Origin of the sequence: Phytohabitans aurantiacus, assembly GCF_027923225.1 — a bacterium.
Classification (GTDB): domain Bacteria; phylum Actinomycetota; class Actinomycetes; order Mycobacteriales; family Micromonosporaceae; genus Phytohabitans; species Phytohabitans aurantiacus.
This window is the reverse complement of the sequence record NZ_BSDI01000023.1, coordinates 65,428-86,248: the sequence shown is the minus strand read 5'-3', so window position 1 is coordinate 86,248 and position 20,821 is coordinate 65,428. Positions and strand designations below refer to the sequence as shown.

General features: G+C 70.9%; 17 protein-coding genes. 6 read left to right on the top strand and 11 right to left on the bottom strand.

Annotated elements, in window-relative coordinates; translation table 11 throughout:
- Window position 1: 1 nt before the first annotated feature.
- Window positions 2-1,009 carry an S-methyl-5-thioribose-1-phosphate isomerase gene (gene mtnA, locus QMG73_RS23575; protein WP_281899071.1) on the bottom strand — a complete coding sequence of 336 codons (1,008 nt, stop codon included), beginning with the start codon at window positions 1,007-1,009 and terminating at the stop codon, window positions 2-4.
- A 129-nt stretch (window positions 1,010-1,138) separates the two neighbouring features.
- Here mtnA and QMG73_RS23570 point away from each other — a divergent pair, with 129 nt between their 5' ends.
- Both QMG73_RS23570 and QMG73_RS23565 read left to right on the top strand, forming a co-directional pair.
- Entirely contained in the window at window positions 1,139-2,821 is a 1,683-nt protein-coding gene (locus QMG73_RS23570; protein ID WP_407676845.1) for a glycoside hydrolase domain-containing protein, read from the top strand.
- Window positions 2,822-3,935: 1,114 nt separating this feature from the next.
- Entirely contained in the window at window positions 3,936-4,703 is a 768-nt protein-coding gene (locus tag QMG73_RS23565) for a hypothetical protein (protein WP_281899069.1), read from the top strand.
- A gap of 54 nt (window positions 4,704-4,757) precedes the next feature.
- On the opposite strand, the gene QMG73_RS23560 is transcribed toward QMG73_RS23565, so the two are convergent.
- Both QMG73_RS23560 and sodN read right to left on the bottom strand, forming a co-directional pair.
- Window positions 4,758-6,095 (bottom strand): FAD-dependent oxidoreductase, encoded by a 1,338-nt coding sequence (locus QMG73_RS23560; protein WP_281899067.1) that lies wholly within the window; start codon window positions 6,093-6,095, stop codon window positions 4,758-4,760.
- A complete protein-coding gene (sodN, locus tag QMG73_RS23555) occupies window positions 6,092-6,496 on the bottom strand; it encodes a superoxide dismutase, Ni (protein WP_281899066.1) in 405 nt (134 codons plus the stop codon). Before sodN ends, QMG73_RS23560 begins: the two co-directional genes overlap by 4 nt.
- A gap of 105 nt (window positions 6,497-6,601) precedes the next feature.
- On the opposite strand from sodN, the gene QMG73_RS23550 reads away from it, so the two are divergent.
- Window positions 6,602-7,090 (top strand): flavin reductase family protein, encoded by a 489-nt coding sequence (locus tag QMG73_RS23550; RefSeq protein ID WP_281899065.1) that lies wholly within the window; start codon window positions 6,602-6,604, stop codon window positions 7,088-7,090.
- On the opposite strand, the gene QMG73_RS23545 is transcribed toward QMG73_RS23550, so the two are convergent.
- On the bottom strand, window positions 7,077-8,198 hold the full coding sequence (locus tag QMG73_RS23545) for an FAD-dependent monooxygenase (protein ID WP_281899063.1): 1,122 nt from the start codon (window positions 8,196-8,198) through the stop codon (window positions 7,077-7,079). The two genes, QMG73_RS23550 and QMG73_RS23545, sit on opposite strands and share 14 nt — an antisense overlap.
- A gap of 59 nt (window positions 8,199-8,257) precedes the next feature.
- Here QMG73_RS23545 and QMG73_RS23540 point away from each other — a divergent pair, with 59 nt between their 5' ends.
- Window positions 8,258-8,629 (top strand): VOC family protein, encoded by a 372-nt coding sequence (locus QMG73_RS23540; RefSeq protein WP_281899062.1) that lies wholly within the window; start codon window positions 8,258-8,260, stop codon window positions 8,627-8,629.
- Between the two features lie 755 nt (window positions 8,630-9,384).
- Window positions 9,385-10,224: an aldo/keto reductase gene (locus tag QMG73_RS23535; RefSeq protein ID WP_281899060.1), complete on the top strand. Its 840-nt coding sequence runs from the start codon at window positions 9,385-9,387 to the stop codon at window positions 10,222-10,224.
- Window positions 10,225-10,233: 9 nt separating this feature from the next.
- Here QMG73_RS23535 and QMG73_RS23530 read toward each other — a convergent pair whose 3' ends face one another.
- Window positions 10,234-11,271: an ABC transporter permease gene (locus QMG73_RS23530; protein ID WP_281899058.1), complete on the bottom strand. Its 1,038-nt coding sequence runs from the start codon at window positions 11,269-11,271 to the stop codon at window positions 10,234-10,236.
- 345 nt (window positions 11,272-11,616) lie between these two features.
- Between QMG73_RS23530 and QMG73_RS23525 the strand changes: the two genes are divergently transcribed.
- On the top strand, window positions 11,617-13,266 hold the full coding sequence (locus tag QMG73_RS23525; RefSeq protein WP_281899057.1) for an NPCBM/NEW2 domain-containing protein: 1,650 nt from the start codon (window positions 11,617-11,619) through the stop codon (window positions 13,264-13,266).
- A gap of 6 nt (window positions 13,267-13,272) precedes the next feature.
- Here the strand turns inward: QMG73_RS23525 and QMG73_RS23520 are convergent, their stop codons facing one another.
- The 6 genes from QMG73_RS23520 to QMG73_RS23495 all read right to left on the bottom strand — a co-directional run bounded on the left by QMG73_RS23520 (window position 13,273) and on the right by QMG73_RS23495 (window position 20,784).
- Window positions 13,273-13,809, bottom strand: a complete 537-nt coding sequence (locus QMG73_RS23520) for a hypothetical protein (RefSeq protein WP_281899055.1) — start codon at window positions 13,807-13,809, stop codon at window positions 13,273-13,275.
- Between the two features lie 22 nt (window positions 13,810-13,831).
- Window positions 13,832-16,636: an AfsR/SARP family transcriptional regulator gene (locus QMG73_RS23515; protein ID WP_281899053.1), complete on the bottom strand. Its 2,805-nt coding sequence runs from the start codon at window positions 16,634-16,636 to the stop codon at window positions 13,832-13,834.
- A gap of 131 nt (window positions 16,637-16,767) precedes the next feature.
- Window positions 16,768-17,568 carry an endonuclease/exonuclease/phosphatase family protein gene (locus QMG73_RS23510; RefSeq protein WP_281899051.1) on the bottom strand — a complete coding sequence of 267 codons (801 nt, stop codon included), beginning with the start codon at window positions 17,566-17,568 and terminating at the stop codon, window positions 16,768-16,770.
- A gap of 789 nt (window positions 17,569-18,357) precedes the next feature.
- Window positions 18,358-19,728: a hypothetical protein gene (locus tag QMG73_RS23505; protein WP_281899049.1), complete on the bottom strand. Its 1,371-nt coding sequence runs from the start codon at window positions 19,726-19,728 to the stop codon at window positions 18,358-18,360.
- Window positions 19,729-19,730: 2 nt separating this feature from the next.
- Window positions 19,731-20,237 (bottom strand): hypothetical protein, encoded by a 507-nt coding sequence (locus QMG73_RS23500; protein ID WP_281899047.1) that lies wholly within the window; start codon window positions 20,235-20,237, stop codon window positions 19,731-19,733.
- 13 nt (window positions 20,238-20,250) lie between these two features.
- Window positions 20,251-20,784: a DUF3558 family protein gene (locus tag QMG73_RS23495; protein ID WP_281899045.1), complete on the bottom strand. Its 534-nt coding sequence runs from the start codon at window positions 20,782-20,784 to the stop codon at window positions 20,251-20,253.
- Between the last annotated feature and the right edge of the window lie 37 nt (window positions 20,785-20,821).

Here is a 20,821-nt window from a genome sequence, read left to right as displayed (position 1 = left end):
CCTACCGCGGCGGTCGGTCGTCGGGGCGACCGCCGGTCGCGGGCAGGATGACGCGGCTCTCGGTGACGATGGCGGTCACGAGCGCCGCCGGCGTCACGTCGAACGCGTAGTTGAGCGTGCCCGTGCCAGCGGGCGCGACCGGCGCGCCGCCCCAGGTGGTCACCTCGTCTGGCCCGCGCACCTCGATGTCGACGTCTTTCCCCGTCGGTGTCGACAGGTCGATCGTCGACTCGGGCGCGGCCACCACCATCGGTACCCCGGCGTGCGCGGCGGCCAGCGCCAGCGGGTACGTGCCGACCTTGTTGATCACGTCGCCGTTGGCGGTGACGCGGTCGGCGCCGACCACGACCGCCTTTGCCTGCCCGCGTGCGAGCACCGACGCGGCGGCGGAGTCGACCACGAGCGTGTGCGGCACGCCCATCCGCGCCAACTCCCACACGGTGAGCCGGGCGCCCTGGAGCAGCGGGCGGGTTTCGGCGGCGTACACGTGGGCGAGGGCGCCCCGCTCGTGGAGCGCCCGCACGACACCGAGCGCCGTGCCCCACTCCACGCACGCCAGGGCACCGGCGTTGCAGTGGGTCTGGATCGTCACCGGGCCGGCGACGTTGTCCAGCAGCCACGCGGCGCCGCGCTCGCTGAGCGCCCGGTTGCAGGCGACGTCTTCCTCCAGTACCGCCAGGGCCTCGGCCAGGACGGCGTCTGGCCCCTGGTCGAGCCGGGCCAGTGCCCGGTCGACGCCCCACGCCAGGTTGACCGCCGTGGGCCGGGCGCCGCGGACGGCCGCGGCGGCGGACCTGACGCTCGCGGGGTCGTCCGGGCTGAGCCGGACGGCGAGCGCCACGCCGAGCGCCCCCGCGGCGCCCAGCGCTGGTGCCCCTCGGATGGCCAGCCGCTTGATCGCGTCGATCAACGCCTCGACGGTGCCGATCTCTATCAGGGCGAGGTCGTGCGGCAGCCGCGTCTGGTCGATGGCCACCACCCGATCCCGCCGCCAATCGATGCTTCGCATGCCGCCCCCTGCACGTCTCTTGCCTCGACCCTAGCCGCTCAGGAGCGGTCTCGTGGCGGCGTCCGTCGATATATGGTAGGAAGTTTCCATCATGTACGCCACTGTGAAAATTTCTTACGGAGGTCGTGAATGAAGCGGATTGTGGTGAGCGTGGCATGCCTGGCGACCGCGACAGCGGGATTCGGCGCGGCGATCACCGGACCGCCCGCCGACGCGGCCAGCCACGCGCACACCGTCAGCTATCACGGTTATCGGGTCACCGTGCCGAACTCCTGGCGCACCGTCGACCTGGCCGCCGATCCGGAGGCCTGCGTACGGTTCGACATCCCGACCGTCTACCTTGGACACCCGTCGGATCAGGCGACCTGCCCCGCGAACCATTCCGGTCGCACCATCGGCCTGGTCATCGAACCGCTCGACGGCGGCTCCGCCGATCGCGTCACCGCGCAGACCGCCATCGCATCGCGCGGTGCGGCGACCGTGCGCCAACCCGCTTCACACGACGGCTCCATCCACGTCGCGGTGCCCAGCGCCTCGCTGCTTGTCACCGCCGCGCACACGCCCGACACCGAAGCCGAGGCCCGGCGGATCCTGGCCTCCGCGACACTCGACCGGGACGCCAAGGAGCTCAGCGACACGGGGTTGCTGTCCCGGCGTACCGCGACCGTGCTGGCCGCCGCCGGTCCGCAGCCCGGCACCTATCTTGGCAAGGGTTTCGACACCTGCGCGGCACCGTCCCAGGCGAACATGAACGCCTGGCGGACCAGCTCGCCGTACCGCGCGGTCGGCATCTACATCAGCGGCGCGAGCCGTTCGTGCGCGCAGCCCAACCTGACGGCGACCTGGGTGACGAACCAGACCAACAACGGCTGGCGCCTGATCCCGATCGAGCTGGGCATGCAGGCGCCTTGTGGCACCCGCACACCCAAGATGTCCAGCGACGCGACAACCGCGCGATCCCAGGGCGCCACGGCCGCTTCCAACGCCGTCAACGCGGCACAGGCGCTCGGGATCGGTGCCGGAAGCGCCATCTACAACGACATCGAGCACTATCCGACCACCGCGTCGTGCAAGGCTGCGGTGCTGTCGTACCTTTCCGGCTGGACGCAACGGCTGCACGCGCTGGGCTACCTGTCCGGCATGTACTCCAGCGGGTCGTCCGGGATCGCCGACGTGTGCGGTGCGTACAACGACACCCGGTACCTTCGCCTGGATCACCTGTGGTTCGCGTGGTGGAATGGCGTGGCCGACACCGACGCCGGCACGTACTGCCCGGACGCCTACTACGCCAACCGCCAGCGCCTGCACCAGTACTCCGGGGACGTCACCGAAACTTGGGGCGGCGTGCGGATGAGCATCGACCGCAACTACCTGGACGTCAGCGCGGGCGACGGCAACCCGGCCTTCAGTGTCACAGTGGACAATGCGACGGCGGGACAGTTCACCGCGAGCGCGAACTGGGGCACGTCGAGCTATTCCGCACAGCGCTCCGGCCCGGACTACCGCTTCGCCGACCCGGTCGCGGCCAGCGACACCGCCTGGTACCGGGCGACGCTCCCGGCGACCGCCAGCTACGAGGTGTCAGTGTGGTACCCGGCCGACGCCGGCTACAACGACTCCACCCCGTACATCGTCGTCACTCCGGACGGCAACCAGACCGTCCGGGTCAACCAGCGGCAGGGCGGCGGTCAGTGGGTGTCGCTGGGCGTGTTCACGCTCGCGGGCGGCGATGGCGACAAGGTCGGCGTGAGCCGCTGGACCACCGGCACCGGCTACGTAATAGCCGACGCCATCCGCATAACCCGCACATAGCTCCGCGCGGGCGCCGCGCCGGGGCCCGCGCGGGCCCCGCCCCGCCCCCTTTCCGTCGATCAAGGGCGAATGCACGCGGTTCGATCTCTTTTCCGCGTGCGTTCGCCCTTGATCCACGCCAATGCCCTTGATCGGCGCGCTCAAGCCGGCCACACGCGCCCATGCCCGCCCCGCCGACCCTCGCCGTCGATCAAGGGCAAATGCACGCGGTTCGATCTCTTTTCCGCGTGCATTCGCCCTTGATCCACGCCAATGCCCTTGATCGACGCGCCCCGACAGGCCGGCACGCGCGGATAGACCCGCACACCGCCGGCCCGCGGCCGCCGAGCGCCGCCGACGGCGCCCCGGCGACTCCGAGCACCGCCCGCAGCGCGCCCCCTTGCCGCCGATCAAGGGCGAACGCACGTGGTTGGATCTCTTCTCCGTGCGCGTCCGCTCCCAGGCCAGCCCGGCACGGGCGTGTCGCCACGCCCGGCACGCCGATCAAGGGCGAACGCACGTGGTTGGATCTCTTTCCGCGTGCATTCGCCCTTGATCCATACGAATGCCCTTGATCGACGCGCGCGGCCGCGGCACGCCGCCGGCCCAGGCCCCGCCGGCACGCGCGGACAGACCGGCACACCGCGACACCGCCCCTTCCGGCGATCAAGGGCAAATGCACGCGATTCGACCTCTTTTCCGCGTGCATTCGCCCTTGATCCACGCCAATGCCCTTGATCGACGCGCGCGGCCGCGGCACGCCGCCGACCCGCACCCCGCCGGCCCGCCCCGGCGGCGGCCCGGCGGCGGCCCGGCGGAGCGCCCGCCGGGCCCGGCGGCTCCGAGTCAACCCTTGACGAACGCGATCAGAGCGGGGGACGCGGGCGCGGGGATGCCGTCGACGCATGACTGTGCGTGAGGCTGCACGGACCCGGGTGGATCATGTCGATCGGCGGTGACGATTCGAGTCCCGGCGGGTCAGATAATTCAACTTTTTCCACACCCATTCTGACCTGCGGTTTTAAGAGCGCGAAAAGTCTCCGGAAAGCCTTACCTAGTAACCGGCATTGAACCGGCACCCATTGGGCGCCGTACTCGCCATCACCAAGGCAGCGACATTCGACTACGAGGAGTGATGATGGCATTGCGCGCGTACCGCAGAAACCAGGGCATCCAGGGTAACCGGCGCAAAGCTCTCGGTGCTGTGGTAATCAGCGGTGTCCTGGTCGCTGCTGGGATCACTGGCGTGCAGTTCGCGTCCGCCGGCACCAACGCGAAGGCCGCCGATCTCATCACGGTGAACGGCCAGCAGTTCGACGTCTCCAAGTGCGAAGAGCTGGAGATCAACGGCGAGAACGTGATCTGCGACGGTGAGGAGCTCGCTCCGGAGCAGGAACAGGAGCAGGACGCCAATGGGGCGGCCCTGGCCTCGGCTCAGGAGCTCGAGGCCAGCTGCGACCAGTTCGCGGTGGATGTCCAGGCAGTCGAAGACGAGCAGGACGCGGCGGAAGAGGAGCAGGCGGCCGAGGAAGAGCAGGCCGCCGAAGAGGAGCAGAGCGCCGAAGAGGCTCGCGCCGAGCGGAAGGCCCTGGCCCAGAAGTGGTCCAAGGCGATGGACGCAGCCGAGAAGGCTGCCGCCGAGAAGGAGCAGGCTGAGAAGGAAGCCGCTGAGGAAGAGGCCGCCGCCGAGGAAGAGAACGCCGAGAACCAGGAAGCCGCTGAGGCGGCGGTAGCCTCGGCCCAGGCGACGCTGCTGCAGGCGTGCCTCGCGCTCGCCGACGCCAAGGAGGCCGCTGGAATCGCCATCGACAACGGCGACGACCAGGCGGCCGAGGACCAGGCAGCCGAGGACCAGGAAGCCGCCGAAGAGGCCGAGAAGGCTGGCGCGAAGAAGACCGAGTGAGCTGAACGGCAACGACTGAAGGCGCGATCCCATACCCCCGGGATCGCGCCTTCGTCATGCCCGCTTGCTGATCTCGACCATCTCGTCGCGGGGTACCACCTTGACGCGCTTGCGACCGTGCGGTCGACCGAGGTCGATCTCGTGCCGGTCCAGCCGTTGCCAGCCGGACCAGGTGGTGAACTCGAGGTTGCGCCGGTTCAGGTGGGCGAGCACGCCGGCCGGGTCGCGGTGCGCCGCGGGCGGCAGGGCCGGCAGATCGGCCAGCAGGCTGGCGATCGTCTCGCTGGCGTCCTTCTTGGTGTGGCCGATCAGGCCGACCGGGCCGCGCTTGATCCAGCCGGTCACGTACCGGCCGGGGATCCGGTTGCCGTCGAGATCCAGGACCCGGCCGGCGTCGTGCGGGATGGTGCCGGTCGTCGGGTCGAACGGCAGGTCCGCGATGGGCCTGCTGCGGTACCCGATCGCGCGGTAGACGGCCTGCACGTTCCAATTGGTGTACCTGCCGGTGCCACGCACCCAACCGTCGCCGGTCAATTGTTGTGTCTCGGTGCGCAGTCCCGTCACCCGGTCGGTGCCCAGGATCTCCACCGGTGCCTGGAGGAAACGCAGATGCAGGCGGCGTGGACGGTCGCGGGGTTCGCGTGCGACCCAGTTCTGCAGGACGTCCACGCACATCTTGACCGACCGCCGGGACCGTATCGTGGCCAGGCTCGCCTCGTCGAACTCCATCCCCTCGGGATGGACGATCACCTCGACGTTCGGCGACTCGTCCAGTTCGCGCAATTCTTGCGGGGTGAACTTGGCCTGCCCGGGGCCGCGCCGCGAAAACACGTGCACGTCGGTCACCGGGCTGGCCAGCAGCCGCCGGTGGACGTTGTCCGGGATCTCGGTCTCCAGCAGCTCGTCGGCGGTCTTCGCGAGTATCCGGGCGATGTCGACCGCGACGTTTCCGGCACCGATGACGGCCACCTGGGAGGCGGTCAGCGGCCAGTCGCGCGGCACGTCCGGGTGCCCGTCGTACCAGGAGACGAAGTCCGCACCGCCGAAGCTGCCCGGCAGGTCGACACCGGGGATGTCCAGATCGCGGTCGCGGTCGGCGCCGGTGGCGATCACGGTGGCGTCGTAGAACGGGTCGAGCTCCTCCGGCTTCACGTCCACGCCGTAGTCGACGTTGCCGATGAACCGGATCCGCGGATCGTCCAGCACCTGGTGCAGCGCCGTGATGATCTCTTTGATCCGCGGGTGGTCGGGCGCGACGCCGTACCGGATCAGGCCGTAGGGGGTCGGCAGCCGATCGAAGATGTCGACCGTGACCGCCGCGTTGGCCTTGGTCAGGATGTCCGCGGCGTAGATTCCCGCCGGCCCGGCGCCGACGACAGCGACCCGCGTCACTGCTGCTTCGTCTCCCAGAAGATCTTCGAGATCTCCTCGATCTTGGCGAGGAGCTGATCCGCCACGGCCGGGTCCGCGGCGCCCTTCGCGCCGCCGGCGCCCGCCAGCTTGGTCGCCTCGTTGAACAGGGCGTGCAGCTCCGGGTACTTCTCGAAATGTGGCGCCTTGAAGTAGTCGGTCCACAGCACCCACAGGTGGTGCTTGACCAACTCGGCCCGCTGCTCCTTGATAATCAGCGCTCGCGTCCGGAACTCGGGATCCTCGTTCGCCTGGTACTTCTCGGCGATCGCCTTGATGGACTCGGCTTCGATGCGTGCCTGCGCCGGGTCGTAGACCCCGCACGGCAGGTCGCAGTGGGCACTCACCACGGTGCGCGGCGTGAACAGACGTGAAAGTCGCATGCGGGAAACCGTAAAATCTCAACCGCACTTCAGGTCAAAGCAAGACCAGGTGACCGTGCCCACAGCCTTGACCTCAACCGAGGTTGAAGCTCTAGGTTTCCGCGCATGAACGGGAGCGTCGCGACCGACCTCGGTGAACAGCTGAAGCAAGCCTTCCGGCGCTATCCGACGGGCGTCGCGGTCATCAGCGCGACAGGGCCGGACGGGCCGGCGGGACTGACCGTGTCCAGCGTCGCGTCGGTGTCGGTATCGCCGCCGGCGCTGTCTTTTTCGGTATCGGGGCGGCGGTCGGCGCGGGTCATCCTCGAAGCGCCCAGCTTCGTCGTCAACCTCCTGGGGCCGGCGCACGTGCGGCTGGCGCGAGACTTCTCCCATCCGGGCGGGCCACGCTTCACCCCCGAACAGGGCTGGAGCGTCCTGCCGTCAGGCGAACCGATCCTGCCCGGCGCGGTCGCGGCGCTGCGCGGCACGCCCCTGCACCGGGTACCGGTCGGCGACTCGACGCTCATCGTCGCCGCGGTGGTCGAGGTGTTCCACGGACCGGACAGCGGCCGCCTCGTCTATCACGACCGCACCTTCGTCACCCGGGCGTGAGCAGCGGGCCGTACGTCTCTCGATAGGTGCGCGGTCCGACGAACGGCAGGATCCTGTCTCGTATCCAGATCGGCAGGCCCGCCGTGCGGGAAAGCCGGTCGGTCATCTCCTGGACGTGCGTGACCCGCGGCCGGCGAATCCGCTCGTACTCCGCGCCGACCTCGCTCCAGTCGTCGCGGGTGGCGAGCAGCTCGGCGAGCGCGAGGGCGTCTTCCACCGCCAGCGCGGCACCCTGTGCCCACACCGGCGCGGTCGCGTGCGCCGCGTCGCCGATGAGCACCGCCCGGCCGCGGCTCCAGGACGGAATGCGCACCTCCTCGATCGGCGAGTGGTAGAGGTTGGCTCGCTCGCCGTCGAGCACCGTGGCGAGGACCCGCAGCACCGGGTCCGGGAAGCGACCGAACGTGGTCGACAGCCACGCCGGATCCGGGGCGACCGGCCCGCCACGCGTGGCCGACGCGTACCCGTAGACCTCGTCGTTGTCGACGGGGATAAGCAGGAACGTACCCTCGGCCCCGGACCAGGCGGTCCAGTATTCGACGCCGGGATTGGGAGCCATGAACCGCCAGCTCGCCGCCGACAGCAGGGCGGCACGCGGCGCGGCGCCCTCGCCGAGCACGGCGTCGCGCACGACCGAGCGGACCCCGTCGGCGCCGACCACCAGCGCGCCCTGCTCGATGGTGCCGCCCGCCAGGCTCACCTCCGCGCGCTCGGCGGTCGCCCGGACCGCTGTCACCGCGCTGTTCCACCGCACGGTGCCGGCCGGCAGGTCACGCGCGAGCAGCGCCAGCAGATCGGCGCGGCGAACGCATCGGGGCCTGGCCTCCTCGCCCCAGAACGCGTCCTCATCCATGGCGAACAGCAGCTTGCCCTTGGCGTTGCGATACTCGCGGCGGCGGGTCGGCGTGCCCAGCGCGGCGATGCCGTCGGCCAGCCCCAGCGCGCCGAGGGCGCGGACGGCGTTGCCCGGCAGGTTGATGGCCAGGCCCGCATCGGGCTGGCTGGCGAGCCGATCCACGACGAGCGCCGGAATGTCGCGCTGGTGCAACGCCCGCGCCGCCGCGAGCCCCGCTATCCCACCGCCGGCCACGATGACTCGACCATCCACGACGCTCATCATGCTCCCGAAAACCGGCGGTTGTCAGACCCTCGTCGTAGGGTGCGGGGATGGACTGGAAGATCGAGCTCATTCCCGTGCCTGTCACCGATGTCGACCGGGCCAAGGCGTTCTATCAGAGCGTGGGGTTCAACGCCGACCACGACCACCAGGTGCACGAGGGTTTACGGTTCGTCCAGCTGACGCCGCCCGGCTCGGCGTGCTCCATCGTCATCGGCACCGGGATCACCGACAAGACGCCGGGCACGCAGGAGATCCAGGTCGTGGTGGCCGACGCCAGCGCGGCCCGGCAGCAGCTGCTCGACGCCGGTGTCGAGGCGAGCGAGGTCGACCCGCAGCCGTGGGGCGATTTTGTGTACTTCCGCGACCCCGACGGCAACAGCTGGTCGCTCCAGGCCATCAAAAGCCGCCCCAACGGCTAACCCACCCCGCCCTATACCCACGCGGCACCATGAGCCCGCGCGACCGCCGCGCGACCGCACCGCGACCCGCGGCGGTCGCGCGCGGCCGCTGCTGCCGCCGATCAAGGGCATACGCACGTGGTTTGATCTCCGAGCCAGGCGCGGGCGCCGCGCGGCGAGCGCGGCACGGCGTGTCGCCACGCCGGGTGCGCCGATCAAGGGCGAATGCACGTGGTTGGATCTCTTTCCGCGTGCTTTTGCCCTTGAACGATGCGGATGCCCTTGATCGGCGGCCGCGGACGGGCCTGCACACGCCCGGCCGCGGACCGGCGCGGACACAGCCGGCCGCAGACGGGCTCGCACAACAGCGCGGCCGCGGACAGGCCCGCGCACAGCCCGGCCGCGGACGGGGCCCGCGCGCGGCGCGGCCGGTGCGGCGCGGCGCGGCCGGTGCGGCGCGGCGCGGCCGGTGCGGCGCGGTGCGGATCTAGGGGATTCCGAGCTACCGCGACGGCCGTCGCGGGCCATGCCGCTGCTCCCGCGGCCTCACCCTCCGCGTCCCCACGATCCACCCACCCCTCGGCCGCGGTCGCCGAGCCCAGGCTGCTCGGGGGTTGACCGTGAATCGCGGAGGGTAAGGCTGCGGGAGCAACGGCATAGAGCGCGGCGGGCGTCGCGGTAGCTCGGATTCTGATCCTTGATGCCCTGGCCCCCCGCGGGCAGGTGTGACGGCTGTCATGCGTGCGGGGCGGGGGGCGGCGGGGTTGGATGGGGGTATGAGGTCGACGATCGCGCCTACGGTGACGCTGTTGCACGGCTCGGCGATGCCGCGGCTGGGGCTGGGCACGTGGCCCATGGACGACGCCGCCGCCGAGACCACGGTGGCGGCCGCGATCGAGTTGGGTTACCGGCTCGTCGACACCGCGGAAAACTATGGCAACGAGCGCGGCGTCGGGCGCGGAGTCAAGGCATCGGGCGTGCCGCGCGAGGAGCTGTTCGTCACGACCAAGTTCAACAAGCGGTGGCACGGGGTCGAGCTGGCGGCCGAGGCGTGTGAGCGTAGCCTCGACCGGCTCGGCCTGGACTATGTCGACCTGCTGCTCATCCACTGGCCCAATCCGGGGCACGACCGGTACGTGGAAGCCGTGCGGGGCCTGGCCCGGCTGCTCGAAGACGGCCGGCTACGCGCGATCGGCACCTCGAACTTCAAGCCCGCCCACCTCGACCGCGTCATCGCCGAGACCGGCATCGTGCCCGACGTCAACCAGATCCAGCTCAGCCCGACCGTGACCCGCGAGTCTGCCCGGGCCTACCACGCTGAGCACGGGATCGTCACCCAATCGTGGTCGCCGATCGGCGGCCAGAGCAACGACGTGCTGCGCGAGCCGGTCGTAGTCGAGCTGGCCGAGCGGTACGGCCGGACGCCGGCCCAGATCGTGCTGCGCTGGCACATGGAGCTTGGCCTGACGGCGGTGCCGAAGTCGAGCGACCCGGTCCGGCTCCGGCAGAACCTCGACGTCTTCGACTTCGCGCTGACCACCGGCGAGGTGGCCGCGATCTCCGCGCTCGACCAGGGCGACGCCGCGGGCGCCGACTCCGACGCGTTCGGGCACTGACCGCCGCGCCTACCGCACCGGGCCGGGTGGCGGCGCCAGTCCCGGCACCGCGGGCGGCGGGGTCGCCGTGAACGGGCCGGAGCGCGCCTCCAGCATGCGGCTCACCACCACGCCGATCAGGATCGCCAGGGCCGCCGGCAGGTAGTACACCACCCAGCCGGGAGCCTCGGTCTGTACGAGGCCGTAGTTGGCGAAGACCAGCAGTGTGACGGCCAGCGCGGTGCCGGCGATGCCGCCACGGCCGCCGAAGGCGCTCACCCCGCCGAGGAGGGCGGCGGCGACCGCGTACGGCAGGTTCTCGCCGCCGTTGAGGTTGGCGGCGCCGAGGTACGTCACGACCACCACCCCGCTCAGGCCGGCGAGCGCGCTGGAGCCGCCGAGGCCGGCCAGCGCGCCGATCAGGTTCGTCTGGCGGTAGCGCACCGGGTCGTCGAGCGTGCGGTTCGTGGTGAGGACCTTGCGGACGCCGGGGACCAGCCACAGCACGCCGCCACCGATCGACACGGCGAGGAACACGAAGGTCCAGAGGACCGCCATCCCGGTACCGGCGGTCGACCTGGGGACGGGGATGCTCAGCCCGTCCAGCATCCCGAGCGTGATCGACTGCGCCACCGCCATGCCGCCGAGCGTCACCGCCCACGCCGGTGCGGAGGTGAGGCCGACGATCGCCCCGAGGACCAGCCCGAGGACGAGCGCGACGACCACCGCGACCGCGCCGGCGAGCACGCCGGACCCGCCGTCCTGGGCGATCTCGGCGTACACCGCCCCCGCCAGTACCGCGATCGCGCCGACGGCGAGATTGGGAGTGGCGGTGCGCAACGACAGCGCGAACCCGGTGGCCAGCAACCCGACGGTCGCGATCCTCCACCACGGCATCGAACCCTGGAACAGCGTGCCGTTGCTCGCGACCAGCACCGCCGTAGCCAGCACGCCGACCAGGAGGATCGCTTCCCAGCCCAGGTGGGCCGACACGCCTTCGGGCCGGGCCGACGGCGGCCTGGGCGGCGGCGCGAACGACGCGACGACGGGGGACGGTGGCTGAGACATCCGTTACTCCTCAGTGGACTGGCCGGATCATCGGCCCGAACGTAGCCAGTGCTCGCCACCCGATCCGCCAACTTCGCCCCGCCAAGCCCACACAAGACGTAGCATTTCGGAAGGGTTCCCCCCGTCCTTGTTCGTGAAGGGCGCCCGGCCGAGCCGCGAGATGAGAGCGGGAGCACCGGGTTTCAGACGGCTCCACCGGAGTATGCGTCAAGCAGAGCGTGGCTGGTCCCACCCGCCGCCGGGCACCTTCACCTGCCAGCCGACCGGCCCCGATGGCGAATCACGGCCATCGATGGAATGATGTCGGGGAAGCCGGGCGCAGACCACGCTGCGAAGGAGCCGCTCATGCGTCGTCGTGTCCGCCTCACCGCGTCCCTGCTCGCCGCCGTTGTGGCCGTCCCCGGCGTGGTGGTCGCCGGCTTCGTGACCGCCGCGCCGGCAGCCGCGGCCCCGATCGTCCAGCTCACCGCGCCGCCCATGGGCTGGAACAGTTGGAACCGCTTCGGGTGCGACATCAACGAAAGCCTGATCCGCGGCGTCGCCGACGCCATCGTCGCCAACAACCTCGACGACCTCGGCTACCGGTACGTCAACATCGACGACTGCTGGATGGCGTCCACCCGCGACGGCCAGGGCCGGCTGCAGCCCCATCCGACCCGGTTCGCGTCCGGGATCAGGGCGCTGGCCGACTACGTGCACGCGCGCGGGCTCAAGCTCGGCATCTACTCGTCCGCCGGCACGGCCACCTGCCAGGGACTTCCGGCCAGCCTCGACCACGAGACGATCGACGCGCAGACGTTCGCCGACTGGCAGATCGACTACCTCAAGTACGACAACTGCAACAACCAGGGCCGGCCCGCCGCCGACCGGTACCGGGCGATGGGCGACGCGCTGCGGGCGACCGGGCGCCCGATCGTCTACAGCATCTGCAACTGGGGGCAGCAGAACCCGTGGCTCTTCGGCTCCGACGTGGGTGGCAGCCTGTGGCGCACCACCGGAGACATCAGCGACAACTGGAACAGCGTGCTCAGCCTGCTCGACCAGCAGGCCGGTCTGGAGCCGTTCGCACGGCAGGGCGCCTACAACGACCCCGACATGCTGGAGGTCGGCAACGGTGGGATGACCACCACGGAGTACACCGCACACTTCAGCCTCTGGTCGCTGCTGGCCTCGCCGCTGTTGCTGGGCAACGACCTCCGTTCCGTGTCCAGCACCACGCTCGGCATCATCCGCAACGCCGAGGTGATCGCCGTCAACCAGGACTGGGGCGGCTCGCAGGGGCGCCGGATCAGGGACTTCGGCAACACCGAGGTGTGGACGAAGCCGATGTCCGACGGCTCGGCCGCGGTCGTGCTGTTCAACAGGGGCGGGTCGGCGGCCACCGTCACCACGAGCGCGGCCGAGTTGGGCCTGGGCGGCTCGTCGTCGTACACGCTGCGCAACCTGTGGACCGGCGCCACCTCCAGCACCTCGGGCACCATTTCGGCGAGCGTGGCCGCGCACGGCGCCGTCATGTTCCGGGTCGGCCGGGCGGGCACGGCACTGCCGCCGCCGGCCGCCGGCACCCACCAGGCCGGCGCCATGACGTGGCTGGCGTCGAGCAACGGCTGGGGTCCAGTCGAGCGCAACGTCTCCAACGGCGAGCAGGCCGCCGGCGACGGGCGGCCGCTGACCGTCAACGGCACCGTATACGCGAGCGGCATCGGGGGGCACGCGGACTCGGCTGTTCACATCTGGCTGGGGCGCGCGTGTTCGCGGTTCACCGCGCAGGTCGGCGTCGACGACGAGGTGACCACCACCGGAAGCGTGCGGTTCCAGGTGTACGGCGACGGGAGGTTGCTCGGGTACAGCGACGTCAAGACGTCCAGCGCGGGACCGTCCACATTGTCCGTGACCACGACCGGGTACGCCACATTGGAGCTTCGCGTCACGGACGGGCGCAACGGCATCTCGTACGACCACGCCGACTGGGGCGACGCCGTCGTCACCTGCTGAGTGTCCTCAGTAACCGGTCAGTGCCGCGACCAATGACGCCAGTGCCGCGACCAGCAGCACGGAGCCGGTGCCGAGGCCGGTGGCGGCGCTGACCGGTATCGAGCGTGCCCGCGCGACCGGGATCGCGGCGATCGCCACGAGGGTGACCAGCGCGGCCACCACGTGGATCAGGGGGTACTCGAGGATCACCGCCACCGGAAACAGGTGTACGCCCACGACAAAGGCGATCCAGGCGGAGATGAACTCGGCGCGGCGGCGCAGGGCGAGCAGGCCCGCGCCGGCCGCGGCTGCGACGAACTCGATACCGACCACGATGCCGAAGGAGCGGCCGGTGTCGTCATCGAACACCGTCCCATCCGACCAGTGCCGCCACGCCAGGAGTCCGCCGGCGACCGCCGTCAGCAGGGCGATGACCGAGCCGATGCCGAGCGGGGTGCGCCAGCTCTTCGGCGGTGCCTCCTGCGCCCAGCCGAACCAGCTGGAGGCGAAGAACCCGAATACGACCGCTGTCGCCGCCGCGTCACGGACGTATTCAGTAATCATGATGGTGCAGGGTAGCAATGGATCAGCGTGATCTGAGTTTGGCGCGCACCGGGTCGGCGTCCGGATGGCCGAGCTCGTCGAGGATGGCGACCGCGCGCCGCCAGGCGTCGTGAGCCGCCTTCGGGGCGCCGACGGCGTGATGGGCGTCGCCGAGACGGGTGAGGGTGTCGGCCTCGCGCCACCGGTGGCCGAGATCCCGGTACAGCTTCACCGCCCGCAGGTAGCAGGTGACGCTCTCCCGGCGGTGGCCGAGGTGGTGGTGGGCGTGGCCGAGCGTGTCCCAGGTGTCGGCCTCGCCGTGCCGGTCGCCGATCTCCTGGTGCAGGGCGAGGGCCTGCTCGCCGGCCACCAGGGACTGCTCGTGCTCGCCGACGTAGTTGCGCACCCAGGCCACGGTGTTCAGAGCGCGGGCCTGCCCGGACCGGTTGCCCGCGGTCTGAAACAGGTCCAGCGACGCGCGCGCGTGTTCGAGTGCCTGCCGGTGCTGCTCCTGCCGGGCGCGGATCCAGCAGAGGTCGAGATGGACCCGGGCCTGGCCGGCTAGGTCGTCGATCGCTCCGAAATGGTGCTGGGCCTGGCGCAGGTGGGCCTCCGCCTCGTCGACCCGGTCCAGGTGGACGTTGACGCGGCCGAGACTGCGATGGGCGTGCGCCTGCCCGCTCCGGTCGGCCAGCCGGCGCGCGGCCGCCAAGGCGGTCTGGTGGGCGGCGGCCCAGGGCTCCCAGTAGCCGCGCCCTTCCATGAAGTACGCGGTGGCCCAGGCCAGCCGCCAGGCGTGCGCGTCGAACCCTTCCTGCGCCGCCCGGTCGATGGCGGCGACCAGGCCGGGAACCTCGGTCGTGAACCAGCTCATCGCGTGCTCGTGGTCGGCGAGCGGCTCGATGGTGACGCCGGGCTCGGCCGGGGCCACGCTGATCGGGTCGCGGTGCGGGTCGAGCAACCGGTCGGCGGCGCACGCGCCGTGCAGGTAGTGGTCGAGCAGGCGGTGCAGGGCCGCGCGGCGATCCGCGTCGCCGTCCGAAGTATGCGTCAGCTCGGTGGCGTACGCGCGCAGCAGGTCGTGGCACGCGTACCGGCCCGGAGCATGCTCGGTGATCAGGCGCGCCTCGGCCAGCTCGGCCAGCAGCGGGCGGGCCCGCGCGTCCGGTACGGCGGCGAGGCTGCTGGCCGCCGCGAGGGAGATGTCAGCGCCAGGGTGCAGCCCGAGCAGCCGGAACAACCGCCGCGCGGGCTCGGTGAGCTGCTCGTACGACCAGGAGAACACCGCTCGTACATCGGTGGCCGGATCGCGGCTGGTGAAGGCGGCCAGGCCACCGCCCGCCGTGTGCAGCTCGGCGGCGAGCGTGGCCAACGAGAACCCGGGCTGGGTGGCGGCGCGGGCGGCCGCCACGGCCAGGGCGAGCGGAAGCCGCGCGCAGTGGCTGATGATCTCCTCCGCGGCCCGCGGCTCGGCCACGACCCGCTCCCGACCGAGCCGGTGTACCAGCATCTGGTGCGCCTCGGCCGGTTCGAACAGGTCCAGCATCACCGGCCGGGCACCCTCGGCGGCGACCAGACCGGCCAGCACGTTGCGGCTCGTGATCACGACCCGGCAGCCACGGCTGCCGGGCAGCAGCGGCCGGACCTGGTCGGCGTCGCGGGCGTTGTCGAGCACCACCAGCATCCGCCGGTCGGCGAGCAGGCTGCGGTACAGCGCTGAGCGGGCCGCCACACCAACCGGCATCCGCCCCGGTGGCACGTCGAGAGCCTCCAGGAACCCTTGCAGCGCCTCGGACGGGTTCACGGCCCGGCCGGCGGGGTGGAAGCCGCGCAGGTTCACGTACAGCTGGCCGTCGGGGAACCGGTGCCGGACCCGCTGTCCCCAGTGGACGGCCAGCGCGGTCTTACCCACGCCCGCGGTGCCCGCGATCGCGGAGATCACCGCGGCGGTGACGCCGCCGGGCGGGTCGTCGGGCAGCAGCTCGTCCAGCTCCTTGAGGTGGTCCACGCGCCCGGTGAAGCCGGCGATGTCGGTGGGGAGCTGGGCGGGCACCGCCGCCGCGCCAGCGCTCACGGCTGGCGGCGCGGTCGCCACCAACGCGTCCACGCTGTTTTCGTCTTTCAGGATGGCGGTATGCAGCTCGCGCAGCTGCGCACCGGGTTCGAGGCCCAGCTCGTCGACAAGGCTCTCGCGCAGGCGGCGGTACACCTGGAGCGCGTCGGCCTGGCGGCCCGACCGGTGCAGCGCCACCATGAGCTGCCCCACCAGCCGCTCGCGCAGCGGATACGTGGCGACCAGCTCGGTCAGCTCTCCGATCACTTCGAGGTGGCGGCCGAGCCGCAGGTCCAGCTCCAGGCACTCCTCGATGGCGGCGCGCCGCTGCTCGTCCAGTCTGGCGGCGGCCGCTTCCAGTACCCGACCGGTCATGCCGGCGAGCGCCGGGCCGCGCCACAGCCGCAACGCCTCCCTCAGCTCGGCGGCGGCCTGGCCGGCCTGGCCGGCGGCGTTCAGCTCCTGCGCCTCGTCGACCCGGCTCTGGAAGAGCCGGGCGTCCAGCTCGCTGCCGGCAAGCCGCAGCCGGTACGCGTTGCCCTCGGTCTCGATCGTGGGCTGCGCGGGCCCCTCGGCCAGCAGTCGACGGAGCGCGGAGATGCTGTTCTGGACCTGGCGCTTGGCGGTGGTCGGCGGATTCTCGTCCCACACCGCCTCGATCAAGGCATCCAGCGAGACCGCCTTGTCGGCGTTGACCAGCAATAGTGCGAGCAGCTGGCGCTGGCGCTGGCCAGTCAGGCTCACCGGACGATCGTGCGCGGACGCCTCCAGCGACCCCAGGACCCGGAACCTCACCCGAACCTCCCCCGGTAGCCTCTCCAATCTCCTGCGATCGCAATCGGCTCAGCCGTCGCCCAACGGTGGCCGCCACTCATCGTAACCACACGCAAATAGATCAGCGCGAATGGTGCCTGGCGCGTCGTAACTTACGGCACCGTGAGATCAGCTACGAGGCCGAAGTGGTCGCTGGCCCAGACCTCGCCGACGGGCTCGGCGAAGAGCAGGTCGCAGCGGTCGATCGCGAGTGTGGGCTTGTGTACGCCGCCGCGGACCATGATGTAGTCGATGCGACGGCCCAGTTCCATGGTCATCTCGCCGGTGTTGACAAGCGGATTGCGGGGATCGAAGGTGTAGCCGCGCTCGTCCGGGTGCGCGCTCTCCCAGGCGTCGCGGTAGCAGACGCTGCTGCCGTCGAGCGATTGCCGGCCGGTCCAGAAGCGGACGCTGGCCGAGTGCGGTTCGGCGTCGAAGTCACCGGCGAGCACCACATGCCGGTGGCGTGGCCGCACCAGCTCCTCCACGAAGCGCGCCGAGGCTACGGCTTGCAGTTCCCGCTCGTGCTCGAAGCCGTACTGGTACGACGGTTTGTGATGGACGAGCAGGAGCGGTCCGACGGGCTCCGGCGCTTCGATCTCCGCCACCGCGACACCGCCGATCCAGATCGGGTCGACGCGCGAGGTCACGCTCAGGTCGCGTTCACGCAGGCCGGTGACGGGCCACCGGCTGGCGATCGAGGCACCCACGCCGTCCGGCGTGCGGCCGTCCTGGTGGATGATCGTGTACTCGGTCCCGAGCAGGTCGGCCACCTGGTCGTACCCGTCGACGACCACGGACTCCTGCAGCGCGACCAGATCGGGGTCGAGCCGGCGCAGACCCTCGGCGAGGACCTCGCGCCGTTCCGGCCAGACCCCGTCGCGGTTCCAGACGTTGAGCGTGACGACGCGCATCCTTGGCCAGTACCCAGACCGCCGCCACTCATCCATGCGCGCGGGTGAGCGTGAAGTCGACACGAAGCCGACCTCCGGTGCGGCGATCTTGCAGTTGTCACGGCGAAATACCCGCTTTGGGCCATGACAACTGCAAGATCGCCGCATGCTCGGGGCCACCAGGTCGGCGCCCACGGACGGCGAGGGGCCGCCGGCGAGCTCCTGCGGGGTACCCATCGAGGAGCCGAGCGCGTGCGACTTCGCTTCCGGGCCCGCATTTCGCCGACGTTGCGGTCATGGCGCGGGGGCGGCCGAGACTGTGGCGGGCGTCGGCGTCCAGATCTCGGTGCTGCACCGTCGCCAGAGCGACGCTCGCGCTCCAAGATCTGTGGCCCGGCCGCCCCAGGCGTGCCGCACCCGCCTGCCGCGCGAGCCCGGCAGGCCGGCCTAGAGGCAGGCAGCGCGGCAGGCAGGCCGACGGCGGGGTCCACGGCGGCCGGCCAGTTCACGCCGGCCGGCGGGTCCGCGGGACCGCGGGACAGCGGCAGCCCGCAGGACCGCGGCAGCCCGCGGGTCGGCGGCGGCCAGCGGCCGGTGGGGGTCGCGCTTGGGGCCTATGTGGACGGATCCTGCGCCGGATGCGCGCAACGCCCACGCCTCCCGAGCAGCGAGCCGAATGGGCTGGCCTCGATCAAGGAACATCGCATGGATCAAGGGCGAACGCACGCGGAAAAGAGATCCAACCGCGTGCATTCGCCCTTGATCGGCGGAAGGGGACGCGCGAGCAGGGGACGCGCGGCGGGGGGTGGGTTAGCCGCAGACGGGGAGATTAGGGGTGATTTGGTGGTGGGTTATTAGGTTTGCTATTGGTGGGCGTTTGGGGATGCCGCCTTCCGCCGCTATCGGATCGGCGTTGAATATTCGCAGGAAGAAGTTGATGACCTCGACGACCAGCGCCGGCACCGTATACCCGATGCCGTAGCTGCCGTTGATCGTCACGTCGACGCGCCGGCAGCCCTCCCCTGCCGCGAGGCCCGATAGGCCACCGAACCCGATGCTGGAGCCCTTGGTGAGCCCGACGGTGGCGGTGAGTTTGGCGTACAGGCCAGCCGTGAAGACGAGCGCGTCGAGTCCGATGTAGAACTTGGCGTCGTAGTCGATGATCAGAGCGTTCGCGCCCACCGACAGGCCGTCGATCGATTTGACGAGGCTGTTGGTTTCCTGGAGCCCGCCGGGCCAGCGTGGACCGAAACGGCCGTTGGCGTAGCCGAAGCCGAAGGTGCCGCCAAGCGAGTATTCGCCGTTGGCTTTGATCGTGGACTTCGCGGCGCTGAATCCGGTGCGGATGCCGATCGCCTGCTTGACCGTGACCGAGAACGGGATGCCGAGAATCTGTCCAATGGGGACGCTCCAGTTTACCGGTACGAAGACGACGGGGTGGACGTTGGCACCGGTCTCGGTGGCCGCGTCGACCTGTACCCGTAGACCGGCCGCACCGCGGATTTCCAACTCGGCGCGCTCGATCGTGGTGCCGCTGATCTCCAGATGGAATCGTGCGGATGGTTGCCGCATCACGAAGGTGACCGCGCCCGTCATGCGCAGTCCGCTGCCGGCGTACGTGAATCGGGCGCCGACGCCGTCGGAGCAGCAGACGCCCTCCACGGACATGCCACCTGCCCGGAGCCCGGCCGGTACGACAAACGTCGCGGCGGGTTTGGTGGTGGCCGGTGACGTGTCCGGCTGTGACCAGAATGGATCCGGGATATCGTGCGCGGCGGCTTCTTGCAGCGAGACGGGTTGGTCGGCGCTGAACGTGCCGTCGCTTATCACCTCGGTGAGGCTCACCGGGCCGATGGTGACCGCCAGGTCGTCGCCGTCGCGGCGGGCGTCGATCACCCGCCCGACGCCGCGGCTGGTGAGAAACATGACCTTGCCCGGGACGAGCTGGTCGGCGTTGCGGGCGTTCGGGTCGATCCGCCAGGTCAGTCCGCCATCGGTCACCGATCGCACCGAGCGGCCGCCACCGCCCACAAGGACCACGTCCGGATGCAGTGTCACGCCCTCACGCGGGGCGGGCGCGATGCCGTAAGGCGAATCCGGCTTCGCCGCGCCGCCGCCCGTGCACGCGGTCAGCCCGAGCACCGCGACCAAGGCGGCGGCAAGGACACGGAAGGGCACCACGCTCACATCCGCCCGGCGACGACGCGGGCGATGTTCTCCAGCGGCTTGCGGTTCTCGGCCGGGTCGTTGAGGCGGACCAGCCGGACCGTGGCCCACACGCCGCCTTTGAGGACGAACACCGCCTCGATGCTGGCGTACGCCTCGTCGCCGACCCCGGAAAGCGGCCGCAACTCGTGTCCGAGATCGCGCTCGATGTCGAGGTACTTCTTCGCGCCGTCCCCGACGTACACCTCCACCTGAGCGGTCGGCCCGGTGGGCGGCCCGGTGTAGGTGCAGGTCTCACGGACGGGTGCGGCATCGTCCAGCGGCGTACCGGCCAGCTTCTCCGCCTCGGGCTTGGTCACCAAGGCGCACGCGCCCGGAAGCGCCGGTGCCGCCGGTGCCGAGGTCTCCTCCTCCACCACCGCCGCCTCCGTGGGGGCAGGGGCCGCCGCGGGTTCGTCGCCGGAGCGGCCGCATCCCAACAGGCCGCCCAGTACGAGCAGGGTCACGGCCACGACGCTCCTCATCGGACGCCTTCCGTCATCGAATCCGGTCACGGACCAGGCCGATCAGCCGGATCGCGGTGGACCGGTCGGTGTCGCCGGTGCCCTTCGTGACGACCTGGATGTCGCAGGCACGGTCCTGCGCGGTGAACCTGGCCATGCCGCCGGAGCCGAAGCGGATGCCGTCCGGGCCGGGCTCGTTCACGAACGGGTCCTCGGGGAGTTCGCCGCTGGCCGCGGTGCCCGGGCTGCCGATGCTGATCGTGATCGAGTGGTAGGTGTCTGGGTTCTCCCACTCGCAGGACCCGCCGCCACTGCCGTTGTCGCGGGCCTCGGGGTCGGTGCCGCCCTTGGCTCCGATCACCCCGGTCACCTCTTCGGCGGTCAGTAGTGCGCAGGCGTCGACCCGCTTCGCCTGATCCGCCGCACCGTCCGAGCGTGGCGCGGTGCTGGCCGTGGCGGCCGGCTGGTCGGCCGGTGTCGATCCGCAGGCCGCCGCGCTGATCATCGCCAACGCGGCGACGGGCGCCAGCCACCGCCGGCGCCGCCGTCGAACCTGCCCACCTGTCATGTACATGCCTCCCCTTTCGATAGACGCGGGCTTTTCG

Coding starts and splice junctions, on each gene's coding strand:
- mtnA (WP_281899071.1), bottom strand. CDS start 1,009: ATGCGAAGCATCGATTGGCGGCGGGATCGGGTGGTGGCCATCGACCAG.
- QMG73_RS23570 (WP_407676845.1), top strand. CDS start 1,139: ATGAAGCGGATTGTGGTGAGCGTGGCATGCCTGGCGACCGCGACAGCG.
- QMG73_RS23565 (WP_281899069.1), top strand. CDS start 3,936: ATGATGGCATTGCGCGCGTACCGCAGAAACCAGGGCATCCAGGGTAAC.
- sodN (WP_281899066.1), bottom strand. CDS start 6,496: ATGCGACTTTCACGTCTGTTCACGCCGCGCACCGTGGTGAGTGCCCAC.
- QMG73_RS23550 (WP_281899065.1), top strand. CDS start 6,602: ATGAACGGGAGCGTCGCGACCGACCTCGGTGAACAGCTGAAGCAAGCC.
- QMG73_RS23540 (WP_281899062.1), top strand. CDS start 8,258: ATGGACTGGAAGATCGAGCTCATTCCCGTGCCTGTCACCGATGTCGAC.
- QMG73_RS23535 (WP_281899060.1), top strand. CDS start 9,385: ATGAGGTCGACGATCGCGCCTACGGTGACGCTGTTGCACGGCTCGGCG.
- QMG73_RS23530 (WP_281899058.1), bottom strand. CDS start 11,271: ATGTCTCAGCCACCGTCCCCCGTCGTCGCGTCGTTCGCGCCGCCGCCC.
- QMG73_RS23525 (WP_281899057.1), top strand. CDS start 11,617: ATGCGTCGTCGTGTCCGCCTCACCGCGTCCCTGCTCGCCGCCGTTGTG.
- QMG73_RS23520 (WP_281899055.1), bottom strand. CDS start 13,809: ATGATTACTGAATACGTCCGTGACGCGGCGGCGACAGCGGTCGTATTC.
- QMG73_RS23510 (WP_281899051.1), bottom strand. CDS start 17,568: ATGCGCGTCGTCACGCTCAACGTCTGGAACCGCGACGGGGTCTGGCCG.
- QMG73_RS23500 (WP_281899047.1), bottom strand. CDS start 20,237: ATGAGGAGCGTCGTGGCCGTGACCCTGCTCGTACTGGGCGGCCTGTTG.
- QMG73_RS23495 (WP_281899045.1), bottom strand. CDS start 20,784: ATGACAGGTGGGCAGGTTCGACGGCGGCGCCGGCGGTGGCTGGCGCCC.